General features: G+C 72.5%; 16 protein-coding genes and 1 pseudogene. 7 read left to right on the top strand and 10 right to left on the bottom strand.

Annotated elements, in window-relative coordinates:
- Positions 1-10: 10 nt before the first annotated feature.
- On the bottom strand, positions 11-1,060 hold the full coding sequence (gene mtnA / locus ABS41_RS10475) for an S-methyl-5-thioribose-1-phosphate isomerase (protein ID WP_290593670.1): 1,050 nt from the start codon (positions 1,058-1,060) through the stop codon (positions 11-13).
- Positions 1,061-1,132: 72 nt separating this feature from the next.
- Here mtnA and ABS41_RS10480 point away from each other — a divergent pair, with 72 nt between their 5' ends.
- On the top strand, positions 1,133-1,927 hold the full coding sequence (locus tag ABS41_RS10480) for a hypothetical protein (RefSeq protein WP_290593672.1): 795 nt from the start codon (positions 1,133-1,135) through the stop codon (positions 1,925-1,927).
- Here the strand turns inward: ABS41_RS10480 and ABS41_RS10485 are convergent.
- The 7 genes from ABS41_RS10485 to ABS41_RS10515 form a co-directional block, all read right to left on the bottom strand.
- Entirely contained in the window at positions 1,855-2,388 is a 534-nt protein-coding gene (locus tag ABS41_RS10485) for a DUF3011 domain-containing protein (RefSeq protein WP_290593674.1), read from the bottom strand. The genes ABS41_RS10480 and ABS41_RS10485 overlap by 73 nt on opposite strands.
- Positions 2,389-2,490: 102 nt before the next feature.
- A complete protein-coding gene (epmA, locus tag ABS41_RS10490) occupies positions 2,491-3,459 on the bottom strand; it encodes an EF-P lysine aminoacylase EpmA (RefSeq protein WP_290593676.1) in 969 nt (322 codons plus the stop codon).
- A 45-nt stretch (positions 3,460-3,504) separates the two neighbouring features.
- Positions 3,505-5,631 (bottom strand): NAD-dependent DNA ligase LigA, encoded by a 2,127-nt coding sequence (gene ligA / locus ABS41_RS10495; RefSeq protein ID WP_290593678.1) that lies wholly within the window; start codon positions 5,629-5,631, stop codon positions 3,505-3,507.
- Between the two features lie 10 nt (positions 5,632-5,641).
- Positions 5,642-6,406: a cell division protein ZipA gene (gene zipA / locus ABS41_RS10500; RefSeq protein ID WP_290593680.1), complete on the bottom strand. Its 765-nt coding sequence runs from the start codon at positions 6,404-6,406 to the stop codon at positions 5,642-5,644.
- Between the two features lie 76 nt (positions 6,407-6,482).
- Entirely contained in the window at positions 6,483-9,980 is a 3,498-nt protein-coding gene (smc, locus tag ABS41_RS10505) for a chromosome segregation protein SMC (RefSeq protein ID WP_290593682.1), read from the bottom strand.
- Positions 9,981-10,156: 176 nt separating this feature from the next.
- Positions 10,157-10,432 (bottom strand): BolA family protein, encoded by a 276-nt coding sequence (locus tag ABS41_RS10510; RefSeq protein ID WP_290593728.1) that lies wholly within the window; start codon positions 10,430-10,432, stop codon positions 10,157-10,159.
- 2 nt (positions 10,433-10,434) lie between these two features.
- The gene (locus tag ABS41_RS10515; protein WP_290593684.1) at positions 10,435-10,734 is read right to left on the bottom strand and encodes a YciI family protein; all 300 of its coding nucleotides are present in this window, start codon (positions 10,732-10,734) and stop codon (positions 10,435-10,437) included.
- Positions 10,735-10,826: 92 nt separating this feature from the next.
- Between ABS41_RS10515 and ABS41_RS10520 the strand changes: the two genes are divergently transcribed.
- From ABS41_RS10520 to rluB, 4 genes and pseudogenes are all read left to right on the top strand, one after another.
- Positions 10,827-11,456 (top strand): L-threonylcarbamoyladenylate synthase, encoded by a 630-nt coding sequence (locus ABS41_RS10520; protein ID WP_290593686.1) that lies wholly within the window; start codon positions 10,827-10,829, stop codon positions 11,454-11,456.
- A 7-nt stretch (positions 11,457-11,463) separates the two neighbouring features.
- Positions 11,464-12,372, top strand: coding sequence for a ScpA family protein (locus tag ABS41_RS10525; RefSeq protein ID WP_343123833.1), 909 nt, complete (start codon positions 11,464-11,466; stop codon positions 12,370-12,372).
- Between the two features lie 15 nt (positions 12,373-12,387).
- A pseudogene (gene scpB, locus ABS41_RS10530) lies at positions 12,388-12,936 on the top strand (SMC-Scp complex subunit ScpB); the annotation flags it as partial.
- A gap of 86 nt (positions 12,937-13,022) precedes the next feature.
- Entirely contained in the window at positions 13,023-14,549 is a 1,527-nt protein-coding gene (gene rluB, locus ABS41_RS10535) for a 23S rRNA pseudouridine(2605) synthase RluB (protein WP_290593688.1), read from the top strand.
- Positions 14,550-14,551: 2 nt separating this feature from the next.
- Here the strand turns inward: rluB and ABS41_RS10540 are convergent, their stop codons facing one another.
- Entirely contained in the window at positions 14,552-15,343 is a 792-nt protein-coding gene (locus tag ABS41_RS10540) for an amidohydrolase (protein WP_290593690.1), read from the bottom strand.
- A complete protein-coding gene (locus ABS41_RS10545; protein ID WP_290593692.1) occupies positions 15,343-16,491 on the bottom strand; it encodes a pyridoxal phosphate-dependent aminotransferase in 1,149 nt (382 codons plus the stop codon). Before ABS41_RS10545 ends, ABS41_RS10540 begins: the two co-directional genes overlap by 1 nt.
- A 97-nt stretch (positions 16,492-16,588) precedes the next feature.
- On the opposite strand from ABS41_RS10545, the gene ccmA reads away from it, so the two are divergent.
- Positions 16,589-17,239 (top strand): heme ABC exporter ATP-binding protein CcmA, encoded by a 651-nt coding sequence (ccmA, locus tag ABS41_RS10550; RefSeq protein ID WP_290593694.1) that lies wholly within the window; start codon positions 16,589-16,591, stop codon positions 17,237-17,239.
- Complete coding sequence (gene ccmB / locus ABS41_RS10555; RefSeq protein ID WP_290593696.1) at positions 17,236-17,919, top strand: heme exporter protein CcmB; 684 nt, start codon at positions 17,236-17,238, stop codon at positions 17,917-17,919. Before ccmA ends, ccmB begins: the two co-directional genes overlap by 4 nt.
- Positions 17,920-17,923: the final 4 nt, after the last annotated feature.

Here is a 17,923-nt window from a genome sequence, read left to right on the forward strand (position 1 = left end):
AAACAAGGACTTAGGCGGCGCCGAAGCAGGCGGCCATGGCGGCCGCATCCGGGCGTTCGACCACGCCCTTCTCGGTGACGAGGGCATCGACCAGCGCGGCCGGGGTCACGTCGAAGACGGGGTTCCAGGCCTGCACGCCCTCGGCCACCGTGCGGGTGCCCGAGACCGAGAGCAACTCGGCCGGGTCGCGCATCTCGATCTCGATGTCCTCGCCGCGGGCGGTGGCCATGTCCACCGTGGACGAGGGCGCCACCACCATCACCTTCACCCCGTGGTGGCGGGCCGAGATGGCGTGGGCGTAGGTGCCGATCTTGTTGGCCACGTCGCCGTTGGCGCAGATGCGGTCGGCGCCGACGATGAGCCACTGCACCGCCCCGCCCTTCATCAGGTGGGCCGAGGCACCGTCGGCGATGAGCGTGGCCGGGATGCCGTCCTGCAGCAGTTCCCAGGCGGTCAGCCGGGCGCCCTGCAGCCAGGGCCGGGTTTCGCTGGCGAAGACGCGCCCGATGCGGCCGGCGGCAACGCCGGCGCGGATCACGCCCAGCGCCGTGCCGAAGCCGGCGGTGGCCAGCGAGCCGGTGTTGCAGTGGGTGAGCACGCCGCTGCCCGGGGCGATGAGCGCGGCCCCCAGCGCGCCCATGTGGCGGTTGGCGGCCAGGTCCTCGTCGGCGATGGCCCGGGCCTCGCGCGCCAGCACCTCGCGCCAGTCGGCGCCGGCCCCGGCCAGCGCGCGGCGAACGCGCGCCAGCGCCCACATCAGGTTCACCGCGGTCGGCCGCGAGGCGTTGAGGCGGTCGAGCGCCGGACCCATCGCCGCCAGCGCGGCCGGGCCGTCGCCGGCGTCCACGCCGCGCGCGGCCAGCACCGCGCCCCAGGCCGCGGAAATGCCGATCGCGGGCGCGCCGCGCACCACCAGGGCGTGGATGGCCGCGGCCACCGCGTCGGCGTCGTCGCAGCGCAGGTCCTCGACCACGAAGGGCAGCTTGCGCTGGTCGAGCAGGAGCAGGTGGTCGCCCATCCAGCGGATCGGGCGGATGCGGTCGTAGCGGTCGAAATCCATGCGGGCGGTCCGTGCGCGAAGACCGCGAGTCTACCAAGCCACGCCGCCCCGCCGCCGCGTTATGCTGCGGCCATGGCCAGCAAAACCGCCCGCCGGGGCACGAAGGAACTGCCGGACACCGGCATCGAGGCAATGCTGCACGGCGCCTGCGTGCGCGCCGGCGCCGGCGCGGCGATGCAGGTGGCGCTCGACCGCCTGCCGCTGCTGCGGCCGCTGCTGCCCTCGGGGCTGCGCTTCGTCGGCAGCCGCGAATCGGCCCAGGCCACGCAGCGCGCCCTGGTCGAGGAAATCTACCGGCGCTATTCGCTCAAGCCGGCGGCCTGGGAAGTCGAGGGCGTGCTGGCCGTGGCCCAGACCCAGGCCGTACTCAGCCCGCTCGCCACCCGCGAGGGCCTGCGCGGCCTGCTGCGCGGCTGGCTGCCCGACGCGCTCAGCGCGCCGCTGATGCGCTACACGCCGCTCGAACCACTGGTCACCGCCACCGTGCGCGCCGTGGCCGAAACCTGGGCTGCCGGCCGGTACGCCGACAGCGTCTGCCGCCTGCGCAAGGCCGGCGCCGACTGGCTGCCCAAGCCGCTGGCCAGTGCGCTGAGCCTGGCGCCGTCCACCCTCAAGGCCTGGAGCGCCGAGGCCCTGAGCCTGGCCATGCCGCCGCTCAAGCTGGCCACCACGCTGGGCCGCCAGCTCACCGACCTGGCCCTGCCCCGCCCGCCCGCGTCCACCGCCAGCCGGACGGCGGCCACGAAAAAGGCGCCCGCCGTGAAGCGGGCGCCTTCGAAGGCCAAACCGGGGGCTCAGAAGACCACGAAGTCGGCGCGGCAGCCGCGGTCCACCCAGATGCCGTCGCGGCGGAAGCCCCAGCTGTAGCCGTAGTGGCAGTCGGCGCGGCTGATCACGCGCTGCAGGTCGACCTCACGCACGCCGCCGGGCACGCGGCAAAAGCGCGAGCGGTTGTCCTGCGACTCGCAGCGCACCACGCGGGCCCGCGGGCCATAACCGTAACCCCGGTCGTAACCGCGGCCGTGGCGGCGGTCGTCGCGGTAGCGCGGGCCGCCGACCGCGAACTCACCGCGGCAGCCGTGCGCCACCCAGATGCCACCGCGGTCGAAGCCCCAGGTGCGGCCCGGGATGCAGGCCGCGCGCGAACGCTGGTTCACCAGCGCCACGCCACCGCGGGTGTCGGCCGGGCAATAGCGGCTGCGTTCGTCGATGGATTCGCAGCGCACCACGCTCTCGTGGCCGTAGTTGTAGCCGTACCGCCCATCGGCGGAGGCTGCCTGCGGCAGGGCCGCGGCCATCAGCAGCGAAGCAAGCATCCAACGGGTCATGGTCGTTTCCTCGGGTCTGGCCGGCTGTTGCGCCGGCGGGGCCACGTTAGGCAGGCCGGGCTGAATCGCCGGCCAACCCGCGACGACGCGCTTAGCTTCGATTCACGCCCGCTCGAACGGAAAAGCCAGCACGTCGGCGATCTTGTCGGTGCCGAGCAGCGCCATCAGCAGGCGATCGATGCCCAGCGCTACGCCGGCGCAGTCGGGCAGCTTGGGCAGCGCCGCCAGCAGGCGCTCGTCCACCGCCGGCTCGGCGGCGTTGCGGGCGCGGCGGCGCGCGAGGTCGGACTCGAAGCGGGCGCGCTGCTCGTCGGCGTCCTTGAGCTCGTGGTAGCCATTGGCCACCTCGAGCGGACCGAGGTAGGCCTCGAAGCGCTCGGCCACCGCCGGCTTGCCGGGGCGCAGCCGCGCCAGCGCGCACTGGCTGGCCGGGTAGTCGTAGACCAGCAGGATGCGGTTGGCCGGGATCGAGGGCTGGATGAGGTGGGTCATCAGCAGGTCGAGCCAGTCGTCGCGGGTCAGGCCGGCCGGGTCGATGTCGTAAACGCCCAGCGGCGAGCGCAGCTCCTCCTCGGGCGCGGTCAGCGGGTCGAAGCCGAACTTGTCGAGGTAGAGCTGCCGGAAGCTCGTGTCGCGCACCGTCGCCCGGCGCCCGGCCAGGGCCAGCGCGGCCTTGAGCAGTTCGGCGGTTTCGTCCATCAGCTGGTGGTGGTTCCAGCCGACGCGGTACCACTCGAGCATGGTGAACTCGGGGTTGTGGCGGACGCCGGCCTCGCCGTCGCGGAACACGCGGCCGAGTTCGTAGCAGTCGCCCACGCCGGCGGCGAGCAGGCGCTTGAGCGGGAACTCGGGCGAGGTGCGCAGCCAGCGGCGCGGCGCGCCAGCCGACCTGGGCCCGGTGAATTCCAGCTGGAAGCTCTCGATGTTCGGGTCGGTGTTGCCGGCCATCGAGAGCATCGGCGTCTCGACCTCGAGCACGCCGCGCTCGGCGAAAAAGCGCCGCACCAGCGCGTAGAGCTCGGCGCGCAGCCGAAGGGCGCGCAGGGCAGCCGTGGGTTTGCTGTTCTTCATGCCAATACTTTACGCCCGGCCGGGCCGGGCCCGGCGTGACGCCGGTCAAAGCCCGGGATGGGCGTTCAGGAACTCCAGCAGCCTGGCCTCGTCCCAGACCTCGACGCCCAGGGCCAGGGCCTTTTCGAGCTTGGAGCCGGCGGCCTCGCCGGCCACCACGAAGCTGGTCTTCTTCGACACGCTGCCTGCCACCTTGGCGCCCAGGGCCTGCAGGCGTTCGCCGGCCTCGTCGCGGGTGAGCGCGGTGAGTGCGCCGGTGAGCACCACCGTCTGGCCGGCCAGCGGGCCCTCGGCCGACTGCTGCGGGGCGCCCTCGGGCCAGTGCACGCCGGCGGCGCGCAAGGCGGCGATGACCTCGCGGTTGTGCGGCTCGGCGAAAAAGCCGGCGATGCGCGCCGCCACCACAGGGCCCACGTCCGGGATCTCGACCAGGCTCGCCTCGCCGGCGTCCATGATCGGGTCGAGCGCGCCGAACCAGCGCGCCAGCGTGCGCGCGGTGGACTCGCCGACGTCGCGGATGCCCAGCGCGAACAGCAGGCGCTCGAGCGTGGTGGCCTTGCTGGCGGCGATGGCCTCGACCAGGTTCTCCGCCCACTTGGTGGCCACCTTGCCGGCCTTGACCGTCTCGGGCACGGCGTCGTCGCGCTCGTCGGCGCGGCGCTTCATTTCGAGGAAGTCATCGAGCGTCAGCCGATAGAGGTCGGCCACGGTGCGCACGTAGTCGAAGTCCACCAGCGCTTCGATGAAGCGCTCGCCCAGGCCCTCGATGTCCATTGCCTTGCGCGAGGCGAAGTGCACCAGCGCCTGCTTGCGCTGCGCCGGGCAAAACAGGCCGCCGGTGCAGACGATGGCCGCGCCCTCGGCGTACTCGATGCCGCCGGCCTTGGTCTGCTTGAGCACCTTGCGCACGGCTTCGGTGCGGGAACCGCAGGCCGGGCAGGCCGACGGGAATTCATAGGGCGGATGCAGCGGCTGGCCGGCCGCATCGAGCGGGCGACGACCGTCCACCACCCGCACCACCTCGGGGATGACGTCGCCGGCGCGGCGCACGATCACCGTATCGCCCACCCGCACGTCGAGCCGTGCGATCTGGTCGGCGTTGTGCAGCGTGGCGTTGGTGACCGTGACGCCGGCCACCTGCACCGGCGCCAGCCGCGCCACCGGCGTGAGCGCGCCGGTGCGGCCCACCTGCACTTCGATCGCCTCGACCGTGGTGGACTGCTCTTGGGCCGGGAACTTGTGCGCGATCGCCCAGCGCGGCGCGCGCGAGACGAAGCCCATGGCTTTCTGCTGGTCCTGGCGGTCGAGCTTGTAGACCACGCCGTCGATGTCGTAGGGCAGCTGGTCGCGCAGCGCGCCGATGCGCGCGTAGTAGGCCAGCAGGCCCTCGAGTCCGCGCGCCACCGAGGCTTCCGGCGAGACCGGGAAGCCGAACTCGCGCAGCGCGTGCAGCACCTGCGAATGCCGCGGCGGCGGCGTCCAGCCCTCGACCACGCCCAGGCCGTAGGCGTAGAAGGCCAGCGGCCGCGCCGCCGCCAGCGCCGGGTCGAGCTGGCGCAGCGAACCGGCCGCGCCGTTGCGCGGGTTGGCCAGCACCTTGCCGCCGGTCTGGCGCATGCGGGCGTTGTAGGCCTCGAAGCCGGCGCGCGGCATGTACACCTCGCCGCGCACTTCCAGCACCGCCGGCGCCTCGCCGCGCAGGCGCAGCGGGATGGCGCGGATGGTGCGCAGGTTCTGGCTCACGTCCTCGCCGGTGGCGCCGTCGCCGCGGGTGGCGCCGCGCACGAACACGCCCTTCTCGTAGCGCAGGCTGATCGCCAGGCCGTCGAGCTTGGGTTCGGCCGAGAACTCCGGCGCGGCTTCGCCCAGCTCCTTCGCGATGCGGCCGGTGAACTCGGCCACTTCCTCGTCGGTGAAGGCATTGTTGAGCGAGAGCATGGGCAGCTCGTGCGCCACGGTCTCGAAGCCCGGCAGCACGCCGGCGCCGACCCGCTGGGTGGGCGAGCCGGGCACGCGCAGCTCGGGGTGCTCGCGCTCGATCGCCTCGAGCTCGCGCACCAGCGCGTCGTACTCAGCGTCCGGGATGGCCGGGTCGTCGAGCACGTGGTAGCGGTGGTTGGCGTCTTCGATCAGCCGCCGCAGTTCGGCGGCGCGGTGCGCGGGCGTGCTCACGGCGCGGGCCTCAGCGGGTGGTGCGCAGGTCCCACTTGCTCTGCTTGCGGTCGTAGTTGCGCAGGTCCTCGCGGATGTGCGCGATGCGCTGGCGGCCGAGCGCGTTGCGCTCCTCGTCCAGCAGCACGCCGTCGAGCAGCTCGGCCATGCGCTGGGCCGTGGGCAGCATGGCGTCCCAGGCGTCGAGCGCCGGCAGCGGGCCCGGCAGGGCCATGAAGAAGCTGATGCCCGGGGTGCGCAGGTCCTGGATGCCGGCCATGTCGAAGTGGCCGGGCTTGACCAGGTTGGCCACCGAGAACACCGGGCCCTGCTCCGGGTGGTTGTCCACCAGGCGGTGGAAGATGTTCATGTGGCCGTAGACCAGGCCGGCCTTCTCGGCCGCGACCACCAGGTCCGGGCCGTGGAAGACCTGGCCCGCGCGCGCGGCCAGGAACAGGCTGACGACCTTGTCAAAATTCTCGTCCGGGCGCGCACCCGGGGCGCGCGGGCCGGCCGGCTTGCGCTCGGGCACGGGCTCGCCGGCAAGGGTCTTCTCGAGCAGGTCGAGCTCGGACTGCTCCACGCCCGCGGCGCCGCCGCCGGTGTTGGCATCGGCCTCGAGCAGCTCGCGCAGGGTCGGTTCGGTGCGGGCGCCGCCGGTGTCGGCGGCCTTGCCGGCGCGGCGGCCCTGGCCGGGCTTGCGGCGGCTGGTGAAGATGATCACGGCGAACAGGACCAGGGCGGCGATGCCGATGGCGATGCGCAGCATCGCGGTGTCGCTGAGTCCTTCGAACATGGTCCCCTCCCTGTGTGCCTTGCCCTGGCCGCATCCGCAGCCTATCGCCGAATGATGCCCGATTTCAGCCCGCCGGTCAGGCGGCGCCGGCCAGGCGCGCCGCCTCGGCCAGGTCCACCGACACCAGGCGGCTGACGCCCGGCTCGCGCATGGTGACGCCGGAGAGCTGCTTGGCTGCTTCCATCGTCGCCTTGTTGTGGGTGACGAAGAGGAACTGCACCTTTTCGCTCATCTCGGTCACCATCGCCGAGAAGCGGCCCACGTTGGCCTCGTCCAGCGGCGCGTCCACCTCGTCGAGCAGGCAGAACGGCGCCGGGTTGAGGCGGAAGATGGCGAACACCAGGGCCACGGCGGTGAGCGCCTTCTCGCCGCCCGAGAGCAGCGAGATGTTCGAGACGCGCTTGCCCGGCGGACGGGCCATGATCGACACGCCGGTGTCGAGCAGGTCCTCGCCGGTGAGCTCGAGGTAGGCGTGGCCGCCGCCGAACAGGCGCGGATAGAGCTCCTGCACGCCGGCGTTGACGCGGTCGAAGGTTTCCTTGAAGCGGCCGCGGGTCTCGCGGTCGATCTTGCGGATGGCTTCCTCCAGCGTCTCGAGCGCCGAGGTGAGGTCGGCGTTCTGCGCATCGAGGTAGGTCTTGCGCTCGCTCTGCTCGCCGTATTCCTGGATGGCGGCCAGGTTGACCGGCTCGAGGCGGCGCATCCTGGCGTCGATGTCGGCCACCGCCTTCTGCCAGCCCTCCACCTCGGCCTGCTCGGGCAACGAGGCGATGACTTCGTCCACCACCAGGCCGGCGGCGACGATGGCCTCGGCCAGCTGGCTGGCGCGCAGTTCGAGCGCCTGGTGCTGCAGGCGCTTTTGCGAGATCGCCTCGCGCTGCGCCAGCGCCTGCTGGTCGCGCTGCTGGCGCACCTGCTCGTACTTGCGCATCTCGCCTTCGACGCCGTCGAGCGCCGAACGCGCCGCGGCCAGGTCCTTGTCGGCCACCACGCGCTGGGCGAGCGCGGCCTGGCGCTGCGATTCCAGCGCCACGACCGGGGCATCGCCCTCGGCCAGCTGCGCCTGCAGTTCGTTCAGGCGCAGCTCGAGCTGCGCCTTCTGGCTGCCCATGCGCGCCAGCGACTGGCTCAGGGCCACCACGCGGGCACGCTGCGATTCCAGCGACAGCGCCAGCTGGTGCGCGGCCTCGCGGGCCTCGCGGGCATGGTTGCGGGCGGCGTCGCGCTGCTCGCCGAGCGTGCGGCGCTGGGCATCGAGCGCCTGGCGCTCGGTTTCCAGCTCGCCCATCTTCGCCACCGCCTGCTCCAGGCGCGCGCGCGCCTCGCGGGCGTTGGCCTGGGATTCCTCCAGCGTGGTGGCCAGCGTCGCCAGCTCGCCGTCGATGCGCGCCACGCGGGCCTGCGCCGACTCGAGCTTGCCCTGCTGGCCCTGCAGCTGGCCGGCCAGCTCGGACACGCCGCGGTGCGCCAGGTACAGCGCGCGCTGCGCGTCCTCGCGATGCTGCTCGGCCTCGAGCAGGCGGTCGCGCATCGAGGTCAGGCCCTCGTTGATGGCCTGCTCCTTCTTCGCCAGCGCCTCGATCTCGGCGCGCAGCGACTGGATCTCGCGCTCGCGGGCCAGCGCGCCCTGCTGGGCCTCGCCGCTGCGCAGCACGCGCAGCCAGCCCTCGCCCAGCCACTCGCCGCCGCGGGTGATGACCGCCTGGCCCTCGCGCGGGTTCGCGGCGCGGGCCGCGGCCAGGTCCTCCACCGCCTGCACGCCGGCCAGCAGCCGGCGCACGGCGTCGGGGCCCTGCACCTTGGCGGCCAGCGAACCGGCGGGAGCCTGGAAGCCGCCGCTGGCGCTGCTCACCAGGGCCACGCGGCCCTGCGACAGCGCGGCGATGGCCTCGAGCCACTCGGCCGGCGCGTCCACGGTGACGGCCTCGAGCAGGCTGCCCAGCACGGTCTCGACCGCGGTTTCCCAGCCGGCCTCGACCTGCAGCGCCTCGCCCAGGCGGGCGTTGCCGTCGATGCCCTGGGCCTTGAGCCAGTCGAGCGCGACGTTCTTCTCCTGGCCCAGGGCCGCATGCTGCAGCGCCTCGAGCGAAGCCAGGCGGCCGCGCGCGGCCTGTGCCTGCTTGCGCACCTCGGCCAGTTCGGTCTGCTGCTGGCGCTGGCTGTCCTGCAGGCCCGAAAGCGCGGCCTTGCGCTGTTCGAGCTGCTCGCCCAGGCCATCGAGGCCGGCCTTTTGCTGGTCGTGCTGCGTGCTCAGTTCGGCCAGCGCCGAAGCAATCGCGCTGGTGTCCAGGCCGCTGCGTTCGCCGGCCAGGGCCTCGCGGCGGCGGCCGGCGTCGAGCGCCTGCTTTTCGAGGTATTCGATCTTGGTGCGCTCGACCTCGGCCCAGCGCGAGGCCTCGGACTGCGCCTTGGCGTAGGTATCCCAGCGCTGCTGCCAGTCCTGCAGCGCGGCCTCGGCGGCCTTGAGGGCTTCCTGACGGCCGCCGTCGTCGGTGCGCAGCGTGGCCAGGCGCGGCTCGGCCGCGGCGATGGCGTTGTGCAGCTCGGCCAGCTGGCGCTCGTCGCCGCTGATGTGCTCGCCGACCTGGGCGAAGGCCGCGTCGGCTTCGGCGCGGGCGGTTTCCAGGCGCTGGCGCAGTTCCTTCTGGTGCTGGATCTGCTGCTCGATGCGGGCCAGCTCGCCGCCGACGCGGTAGACCTCGGCCTGGGCGCGGCCCAGGGCCTCGCTGGCCTCGCCGTGCTGGCTGCGGCAGGCCTCGATCTGGGCCTCGGCCTGGCGCTGGTCGGCCAGCAGGGCCTGCAGCTTGATCTCGTCCTGGGTCAGGGCGTCGTGGATGGTCTTGAGCTCGCCGTCGTAGCGGCGGAACTCGAGCGCCTTGAGCTGGGCGTCCTTGATCACGCGCTCGGCCTGCAGGGCCTGGTACTGCTCGGCGGCGCGGGCCTGGCGCTTGAGGTGCTCGAGCTGCTTGTCGACTTCCTCGCGCAGGTCGGTCAGGCGCTCGAGGTTCTCGCGCGTGCCCTTGATGCGCGACTCGGTTTCCTTGCGGCGCTCCTTGTACTTGGAGATGCCGGCGGCCTCCTCCAGGTACACGCGCAGGTCCTCGGGCCGGGCCTCGATGATCTGGCTGATCATGCCCTGCTCGATGATCGAGTAGCTGCGCGGGCCCAGGCCGGTGCCCAGGAACAGGTCGGTGATGTCGCGGCGGCGGCAGCGCGCGCCGTTGAGGTAGTAGTTCGACTGGCCGTCGCGGCTGACCATGCGCTTGACCGAGATCTCGGCGTAGCGCGCGTACTCGCCGCCGATGGTGCCCTCGGAGTTGTCGAAGATCAGCTCGACCTGGGCCTGGCTGACCGGCTTGCGCGAGGACGAGCCGGAGAAGATGACGTCGGTGAGCGAATCGCCGCGCAGGCGGCTGGCCGAGCTTTCGCCCATCACCCAGCGCACGGCGTCGATGATGTTGGACTTGCCGCAGCCGTTGGGCCCGACCACGCCGGTCATGTTGGTCGGCAGGTGCAGCACCGTCGGGTCGACGAAGGACTTGAAGCCGGACAGCTTGATGGTGGTCAGGCGCATTGATCGGGGTTCTCAGTCGGCCGGGCGAGCCGGCCGGCCACGGGGCGCCAGGAACGCCCCGCCGCAGGGTCAAGGGGAGTCCGCGAACCGGTCCGCCGCCCACGCCAAGTGATTGAATTCATTGGCAGAGCGCGGTCCCCGGTGCGCGGCCGTCCGGCAGTATAACAGCGGCCCGCTCAGGCATCGCCGGGGGCGCGGGCCTGGATGGACAGGGCGTGGATGTCGGTCTCCATCAGGCTGCCCAGCGCCGCATACACCGCCCGGTGCCGGGCCAGCGGCCCCAGCCCGGCGAAGGCCGCCGAGGTGATGGCCACCTTGAAGTGGCCGCGGCCGTCGCGGGCGCCGGCGTGCCCGGCGTGCTTGTGGCTCTCGTCGACGATCTCCAGCGCCGTCGGCGCCAGCGCCGCCTCGAGCGCGGCGCGGATGGCGGCCGGGCGCTGCTCGCGGGCCAGGCTCACGGCAGCACCGGGCGGAAGGGCCGCACGTCCACGCGCGCATAGGCGCCCGCGGCGAGATAGGGGTCGGCCTCGGCCCAGGCGCGGGCCGCGGCGAGGTCGTCGAACTCGGCCACCACCAGGCTGCCGGTGAAGCCGGCCGGGCCCGGGTCCTCGGCGTCGATGGCCGGCAGCGGGCCGGCGAGCTTCAGGCGCCCGGCCTCGGCCAGGGCCTGCAGCCGCGCCAGGTGGGCAGGCCGCGCGGCCTGGCGCGCGGCCAGCGAATCGGCGCGGTCGATGCCATGGATCATGTACCACATCGTCGGGACTCCTCGCGTTCGTAGCGCGACAGTATCGCCCAGCCGCGTGCGAACGTTCGCACGCAGCCGCCGCGACAGGGCACAATCGGGCCATGGCCGAACGCCTCGTGCTCCATCCCGTCAACCCGCAGCAGCGCCTGATCGACAAGGCGGCGGCCTCGCTGCGCGCCGGCGGGCTGGCGATCATCCCCACCGACGCCGGCTACTCGCTGGCCTGGACGCTCGAGGCCCGCGACGCCGAGGAGCGGGTGCTGCGCCTGCGCGAACTGGACAGAAGGCACCCTTTCACCTTACTCTGTCGGCAATTGAGTGAGGCCGGCCGCCTGGCCCGGCTCGACGACCAAGCCTTCAGGCTGATGCGGTCGCTGACCCCGGGGCCCTGCACGTTCATCCTTCCGGCCTCCGCGGACCTGCCCAAACGCATCAAGAACGCCGGTCGCAGCAAGCGCCGCGATATCGGCATCCGCCTGCCCGACCACGCCGTCGCCAGGCTGTTGCTCGATGCCGTGGGCGAGCCGCTGTTGTCCACCAGCCTGGTGCTGCCGGACGAAGACCATCCGAACAGCCACGAGGCCGAAGCCGTCGCCGGCCAATGGCTTCGTTGGGTCGACGTGATGCTGGATGCCGAGGATTGCGAACCCGGCCCCACCAGCATCGTCGATTGCACGGGCGACGAGCCCGAAGTCATACGCCAGGGTTTCCACCCCATCAACCTTGCATGAGCCGCCGATGAGCGAACCGACCGCGCAGGAAGCCGGACACCCGGTCTTCCCCGCCCCGCCGCAGCAGCAGGAAATGCCGCTGGCGGTGGTCAAGGGCCAGCCGGTGCTGCAGATGCCGCAGGACCTGTACATCCCGCCGGACGCGCTCGAGGTATTCCTCGAGGCCTTCGAAGGCCCGCTGGACCTGCTGCTCTACCTGATCCGCCGGCAGAACCTGGACATCCTCGACATCCCCGTCGCCGAGATCACCCGGCAGTACGTGGACTACATCGGGGTGATGCAGGACCTGCGCTTCGAGCTGGCGGCCGAATACCTGGTCATGGCCGCCATCCTGGCCGAGATCAAGTCGCGCATGCTGCTGCCGCGGCCGCCGGCCGAGGAAGGCCACGAGGCCGACCCGCGCGCCGAGCTGGTGCGCCGGCTGCAGGAGTACGAACGCTTCAAGAAGGCCGCCGAAGACCTCGACCAGCTCGACCGGCTCGACCGCGACACCGCCCTGGCCGCGGCCCACGTGCCCGACCGGAGCGTGGCCAAGGTGCCGCCGCCGGTGGACCTGCGCGAGATGCTGCTGGCGCTGCGCGAGGTGCTCAAGCGCGCCGAGCTCTACACGCACCACGCCATCCGCCGCGAGGCGCTCAGCGTCCGCCAGCGCATGGGCGAGGTGCTCAGCCGGCTCTCGGACCGCCAGTTCCACGGCTTCGAGACCCTGTTCACCCCGGAAGAAGGCCGCCTGGGCGTGGTGGTCACCTTCCTCTCGATCCTCGAGCTCGCCAAGGAGCAGCTGATCGAGATCGTGCAGGAGGCGCCGCTGGCGCCGATCTACGTCAAGTCGCTGGCGGCCGCCGCCAACGACGACGAGGGCGAGCCCGCCCTCCCCGAACCGACCTCGGACGGCGCCGACGCGCCCAACGACTGACCCAAGCCGCGAGACATGGACCCGAACCTGATCCGACACATCGTCGAGGCCGCCCTGCTGGCGGCCCCGCAGCCGCAGACCCTGGCCCAGCTGGCCGGCCTGTTCCCCGAAGACGAGCAGGCGCCGCCCGGCGCGATCGAGCAGGCCATCGCCGAGCTGCGCGAAGGCTGCGCCGACCGCGGCGTCGAACTGGTCGAGGTGGCCTCGGGCTTCCGCTTCCAGGTCAAGGCCGAGGTGCATGCCTGGGTGGCGCGCCTGTGGACCGAGCGCCAGGCCAAGTACACCCGCGCCACGCTCGAGACCCTGGCGCTGATCGCCTACCGCCAGCCCATCACCCGCGGCGAGATCGAACAGATCCGCGGCGTGGCGGTGAACACCAACACCATCAAGCAGCTCGAGGAACGCGAATGGATCCGCGTGGTCGGCCACCGCGACGTGCCCGGCAAGCCGGCGCTGTTCGGCACCACCAAGGCCTTCCTCGACTACTTCGGGCTCAAGAGCCTGGACGAACTGCCGCCGCTGGCCGAGCTCAAGGACATCCCCGAGCTCGAGCCGCAGCTGCCCTTCGACATCACCCCGCCCGGCATAGCCAGCGCAACCCTTTCCCACGATGAGGCCGGCGAAGAACACGCCGCGCCGGAGCAAACGCAATGAGTGACAACCGCAAGGTCCTTTCCCTGAAGGCGAAAGGCGGCGACAGCAACGCCGGAAAAATCGAGGAGCGCCTGCACAAGGTGCTCGCCCAGGCCGGCCTGGGTTCGCGCCGCGCGCTCGAGGAGCGCATCGCCCAGGGCCTGGTGAAGGTCAATGGCGAGGTCGCCCAGACCGGCCAGTCCGTGAAGGGTGGCGACCGCGTCGAGATCGACGGCAAGACCTTCGTCGCCAGCGCGCTGACCGAGCCGGCCAGCGTGCTGCTCTACAACAAGCCCGAAGGCGAAGTGACCACGCGCGAAGACCCCGAGGGCCGCCCGACCGTGTTCGAGGCGCTGCCGCGCCTGAAGGGCGCGCGCTGGATCGCCGTCGGCCGCCTGGACATCAACACCACCGGCCTGCTGCTGCTCACCACCGACGGCGAGCTGGCCAATGCGCTGATGCACCCGTCGAGCAACATCCAGCGCGAATACGTCTGCCGCATCCACGGCGAGGTGCCCGACGAGGTCGTCAACCGCCTGGCCAAGGGCGTGCAGCTCGAGGACGGCGCGGCCAAGTTCGACGAGATCGAGCGCATCGGCAGCTCCGACTCGCACGCCTGGTTCCGCGTGGTGCTGTCGGAGGGCCGCAACCGCGAAGTGCGCCGGCTGTGGGAGTCGCAGGGTTACCAGGTCAGCCGCCTCAAGCGCGTGCGCTACGGCTCGATCCCCCTGCCCCGCCTGCTCAAGCGCGGCCACTGCGAGGAACTGCCGCAGGCCGAGGTGCAGAAGCTGCGCAGCCAGTTCCAGCTCGAGAACAACCCGCCGGTGCTCACGCTCCAGCCGGTGATCGGCCAGCGCAAGTCGCGCCCGACCGCCATCCGCGTCGGCAAGGAAGCCAAGCAGGCCTCCTACGTGAACGGCGCGGTCGAGGACGAGGCGCGCGAACTGCGCCGCTTCGACCACGTGCGCGAGGAGCCGCGCGGCCGCGGCCGCGGCCGTCCGGGCGGCGGCGCCGGCAAGCCGTTCGCGGGCAAGGGCAAGCGCGGTCCCGGTGCGGGCCGTGGCGCGGGTCCGCGCGACGACAACTTCGGCAACCGCGTCGATGCCGGCCGCCCGGGTGGCGGCGGCAAGCGCGGCCCGGGCGGCAAGCCGCGCGGTCCGCGCGGCGACGCCCAGCCCACGCACGGCCACGACCACAACCCGGCGGCTTTCCGCAGCTGGTACGTGCCCGAGGGCGTGGAAACCGGCTCCAAGGTCGCCCCGCCGCGCGCTCCGCGCGGCGCCAAGCCGCCGCGTCCCTACGGCAACAAGCCGGCCGGTGCCGGCACCGGTGCCGGCCCGGGCGCCCGCGGTCCCAGCCCCTATGGCGGCCCGAAGAAGCCCGGCGGCGGCGGTCCGCGCAAGCCCGGTGGCGGCGCGGGCGCACGTCCGGGCGGCGGCGGTGGCCGTCCCGGCGGCGGGGGTGGCGGTGCGCGTCCCGGTGGCGGTGGCGGCAACCGCGGCTTCAAGCCGCGTCGTCCGGAAGGACTGCCCTCGGACGACTGAGTTCAGTCGAGCAGCGTGAACCGGTCCGCGTCGAGCTGGGCCGGGAAGCGCTCGCGGTGCGCGGCCAGGGCATCGGCCGACAGCGTGACGGTGCGCACCTGCGCGGTGTCGTCGAGTTCGGCCAGCTCCATGCCCAGGAAATCGAGCGCGGCGCTGTCGCCGCTGTAGGCGATGCCGTTGCCGTCGGTGCCCACGCGGTTCACGCCGGCCACGTAGGCCAGGTTCTCGATCGCGCGCGCCCGCAGCAGGGTGCGCCAGGCGTGCCGGCGCGCGGCCGGCCAGTTGGCCACGAACAGCAGCAGGTCGTAGTCGAAACGGCCGCCCTCGAAACGATTGCGTATGAACACCGGGAAGCGCAGGTCGTAGCAGACCAGCGGACGGATCCGCCAGCCCTTGAGTTCCACCGTGATGGCGTCCTTGCCCGCCGCGTAGCGCTCGTGCTCGCGCGCCATGCGGAACAGGTGGCGCTTGTCGTACCAGCGCAGCCCGCCCTCGGGCGTGGCCCAGAGCATGCGGTTGAACACGCCGCCGCCCTCGCGCAGCTGCACGCTGCCGCTGACCACCGCGCCCAGGCGCGCGGCCTGCTCGCGCAGCCAGGCCACGGTGGGCCCGTCCATGGTTTCGGCGCTGGCCAGGGCCTCGTTGCTGAAGCCCGAGGTGAAGGTTTCGGGCAGCAGCACCAGGTCGGTCTGGCCGACCAGCGGCGCCAGCAGGCCGGCGTAGTAGTCGCGGTTGCCGGCCGGGTCGTGCCAGCGGGTGTCGCCCTGCACCAGCGAGACGCGGATATCTTCCATCACAGCGCCGCCAGCCGCTCGATGGCGGCGTCGAGCGTGGCCTCTTCCTTGGCGAAGCACAGCCGCGCCAGGCGCTGCCCCGCAGGCGCGGTTTCATAGAACGGCGAGAGCGGGATGGCCGCCACGCCCTTCTCGGTCGTCAGCCAGCGGCAGAACTCGGCATCGGGCAGGTCGCTGACGGCGGAATAATCCACCAGCTGGAAATAGCCACCCGGCACCGGCAGCGGCTTGAGTTTCGTGCCCAGCAGCTGCTGGCGGAAGCGGTCGCGCTTGGCCTGGTAGAAGGCGCCGAGCTGCTCGTAGTGCTCGGGTTCCTGCTCGATCATCGCCGCGAACGCCCACTGCGCCGGGGCGAAGGTGCAGAAGGTGTTGTACTGGTGCACCTTGCGGAACTCGGCGCTCAGCGCCGGCGGCGCGACCACGTAGCCCACCTTCCAGCCGGTGCAGTGGTAGGTCTTGCCGAAGCTGGAGACGACGAAGGCGCGTTCGGCCAGCTCGGGGTAGCGCAGCACGCTCTCGTGGCGGGCGCCGTCGAAGATGATGTGCTCGTAGACCTCGTCCGAGAGCAGGATGATGTCGGTGCCGCGCAGCAGCGCGGCCAGCGCCGCCATGTCGTCGGGCGAGAGCATGGCGCCGGATGGGTTGTGCGGGCTGTTGATCATCAGCATGCGCGTGCGCGGCGTGATCGCGTCCTTCACCCGCTGCCAGTCCACCGAGAAGTCGACCGGGTCGAGCGGCACGTGCACGGCGCGGGCGCCGGCCAGGTCGATGGCCGGCTCGTAGCAGTCGTAGCAGGGGTCGAGCACGATCACTTCCTCGCCCGCGCGCACGACCGCGTGGATGGCGTCGAAGATGGCCTCGCTGGCGCCGCTGGTGACGGTGACCTCGGCATCGGCGTCCACCTTGCGGCCGTAGCAGCGCGCCGACTTGGCGGCGATGGCCTGGCGCAGGGCCGGGATGCCGGTCATGGGCGCGTACTGGTTCTTGCCCTCGGCCATGGCCTTGGCCAGCTCGTCCACCAGCCGCTTCGGCACCGCGAAGTCCGGGAAACCCTGGCCCAGGTTCACGGCCCGGTGCTCGAGCGCCAGCTGGGACATGACGGTGAAGATGGTGGTGCCCACCTTGGGCAGCTTGGTCTCGGGGCTCATCGTGGTTCCTGGGTCGACGGACGCCGATTATGCAAAAACCGGCGCTTGACCGTGGTCATGGCCGCGCGCGAGGGTCAGCCGGTAGAATCGCCGCGCAATGAACGCCCCCACGCCCGCCGCCGAGCCGCTGCTGCAAGCCCGCGGGCTGTGCTTCTCGCGCAACGAGGAGCCGGTGTTCGGCCCGCTCGACTTCGAGCTCGAGCCCGGCCAGGCCCTGCTGGTGCTGGGCGGCAACGGTGCCGGCAAGACCACCCTGCTGCGCGTGCTGGCCGGCCTGCTGGCCGCCGGCGAGGGCGAGGTGCGCCTGGCCGGCCGCGTGGTCGACCGCGACCACCTGGCCCGCGGCAGCGCCTACCTGGGCCACCTGCCCGGCCACAAGGCCGAGCTGTCCACGCTGGAAAACCTCGAATTCGCCCGCGCCCTGGCCGGCGCGCCGGCCAGCCTGGACCTGGCCGAAGCCCTGGCCGGCGTCGGCCTGGCCGGCTACGAGGACACCCCGGCCCGGCGCCTGTCGGCCGGCCAGAACAAGCGCCTGGGCCTGGCCCGGCTGCGCCTGCAGAGCGCGCCGCTGTGGCTGCTCGACGAGCCCTACGCCAACCTCGACCTCGATGGCATCGCCCTGGTGAACCTCCTCATCCAGGGCCACCTGGCCGAAGGCGGCGCCGTGCTGCTGACCACCCACGGCGCCTACGCCGCGCCGCCGGTGCCCGTGCGCACGCTGGAACTGGCCCCGCGGAGGCGCCCGTGAGCGCGCCCTCGCTGCTGGCCGCCGCCCGCGCCCAGGCCCGGCGTGACCTGCGCCTGGTCTGGCGCCGCCGCGGCGACGCCGCCCAGCCGCTGCTGTTCGCGCTGATGGTGGTGGCCCTGTTCCCGCTGGCCGTCGGCGCCGACCCGGCCCACCTGGCGCGCATCGCCCCGGGCGTGATCTGGGTGGCGGTGCTGCTGGCCGGCCTGCTCACCCTCGACTCGCTCTACCGCGGCGACCTCGAGGACGGCAGCCTCGAGCAGATGCTGCTCGCGCCCGTGCCCCTGGGCTGGCTGATCGGCGTGCGCGTGGCGGTGCACTGGGCCACCTCGGCCCTGCCCATGCTGCTGCTGGTGCCGGTGCTGGCCGAGCTGCTGTTCCTGCCCGGGGAACTGCTGCCGCTGCTGATGGTCTCCCTGCTGGTGGGCACGCCCCTGCTGAGCCTGCTCGGCGCGGTGGTGGCCGCGCTCACGGTCGGCATACGGCGCTCTGGTATGCTGCTGGCCCTGCTGGCGCTGCCGCTTTTCCTGCCCGTGCTGGTGTTCGGCGCCGGCAGCGTGATGGCCGCCGCCCAGGGCCTGCCCTGGGCAGGCGCCGTGCTCCTGATGGCGGCCGGCCTGGTCCTTGCCCTGGTGCTCGCCCCGCTCGCCGCCGCCGCGGCGATCCGAATCGCCCTGACCTGAAAAC

The organism is Arenimonas sp. SCN 70-307, from assembly GCF_001724815.1.
Classification (GTDB): Bacteria; Pseudomonadota; Gammaproteobacteria; order Xanthomonadales; family Xanthomonadaceae; genus Arenimonas.

Bases quoted from the DNA above. Each gene is read 5' to 3' on its own strand.
- ABS41_RS10525 (WP_343123833.1), top strand. From the start codon at position 11,464: ATGAGCGAACCGACCGCGCAGGAAGCCGGACACCCGGTCTTCCCCGCC.
- ABS41_RS10515 (WP_290593684.1), bottom strand. From the start codon at position 10,734: ATGTGGTACATGATCCATGGCATCGACCGCGCCGATTCGCTGGCCGCG.
- epmA (WP_290593676.1), bottom strand. From the start codon at position 3,459: ATGAAGAACAGCAAACCCACGGCTGCCCTGCGCGCCCTTCGGCTGCGC.
- ABS41_RS10485 (WP_290593674.1), bottom strand. From the start codon at position 2,388: ATGACCCGTTGGATGCTTGCTTCGCTGCTGATGGCCGCGGCCCTGCCG.
- smc (WP_290593682.1), bottom strand. From the start codon at position 9,980: ATGCGCCTGACCACCATCAAGCTGTCCGGCTTCAAGTCCTTCGTCGAC.
- ccmA (WP_290593694.1), top strand. From the start codon at position 16,589: ATGAACGCCCCCACGCCCGCCGCCGAGCCGCTGCTGCAAGCCCGCGGG.
- ABS41_RS10540 (WP_290593690.1), bottom strand. From the start codon at position 15,343: ATGGAAGATATCCGCGTCTCGCTGGTGCAGGGCGACACCCGCTGGCAC.
- ABS41_RS10480 (WP_290593672.1), top strand. From the start codon at position 1,133: ATGGCCAGCAAAACCGCCCGCCGGGGCACGAAGGAACTGCCGGACACC.
- ABS41_RS10545 (WP_290593692.1), bottom strand. From the start codon at position 16,491: ATGAGCCCCGAGACCAAGCTGCCCAAGGTGGGCACCACCATCTTCACC.
- mtnA (WP_290593670.1), bottom strand. From the start codon at position 1,060: ATGGATTTCGACCGCTACGACCGCATCCGCCCGATCCGCTGGATGGGC.
- zipA (WP_290593680.1), bottom strand. From the start codon at position 6,406: ATGTTCGAAGGACTCAGCGACACCGCGATGCTGCGCATCGCCATCGGC.
- ABS41_RS10520 (WP_290593686.1), top strand. From the start codon at position 10,827: ATGGCCGAACGCCTCGTGCTCCATCCCGTCAACCCGCAGCAGCGCCTG.
- rluB (WP_290593688.1), top strand. From the start codon at position 13,023: ATGAGTGACAACCGCAAGGTCCTTTCCCTGAAGGCGAAAGGCGGCGAC.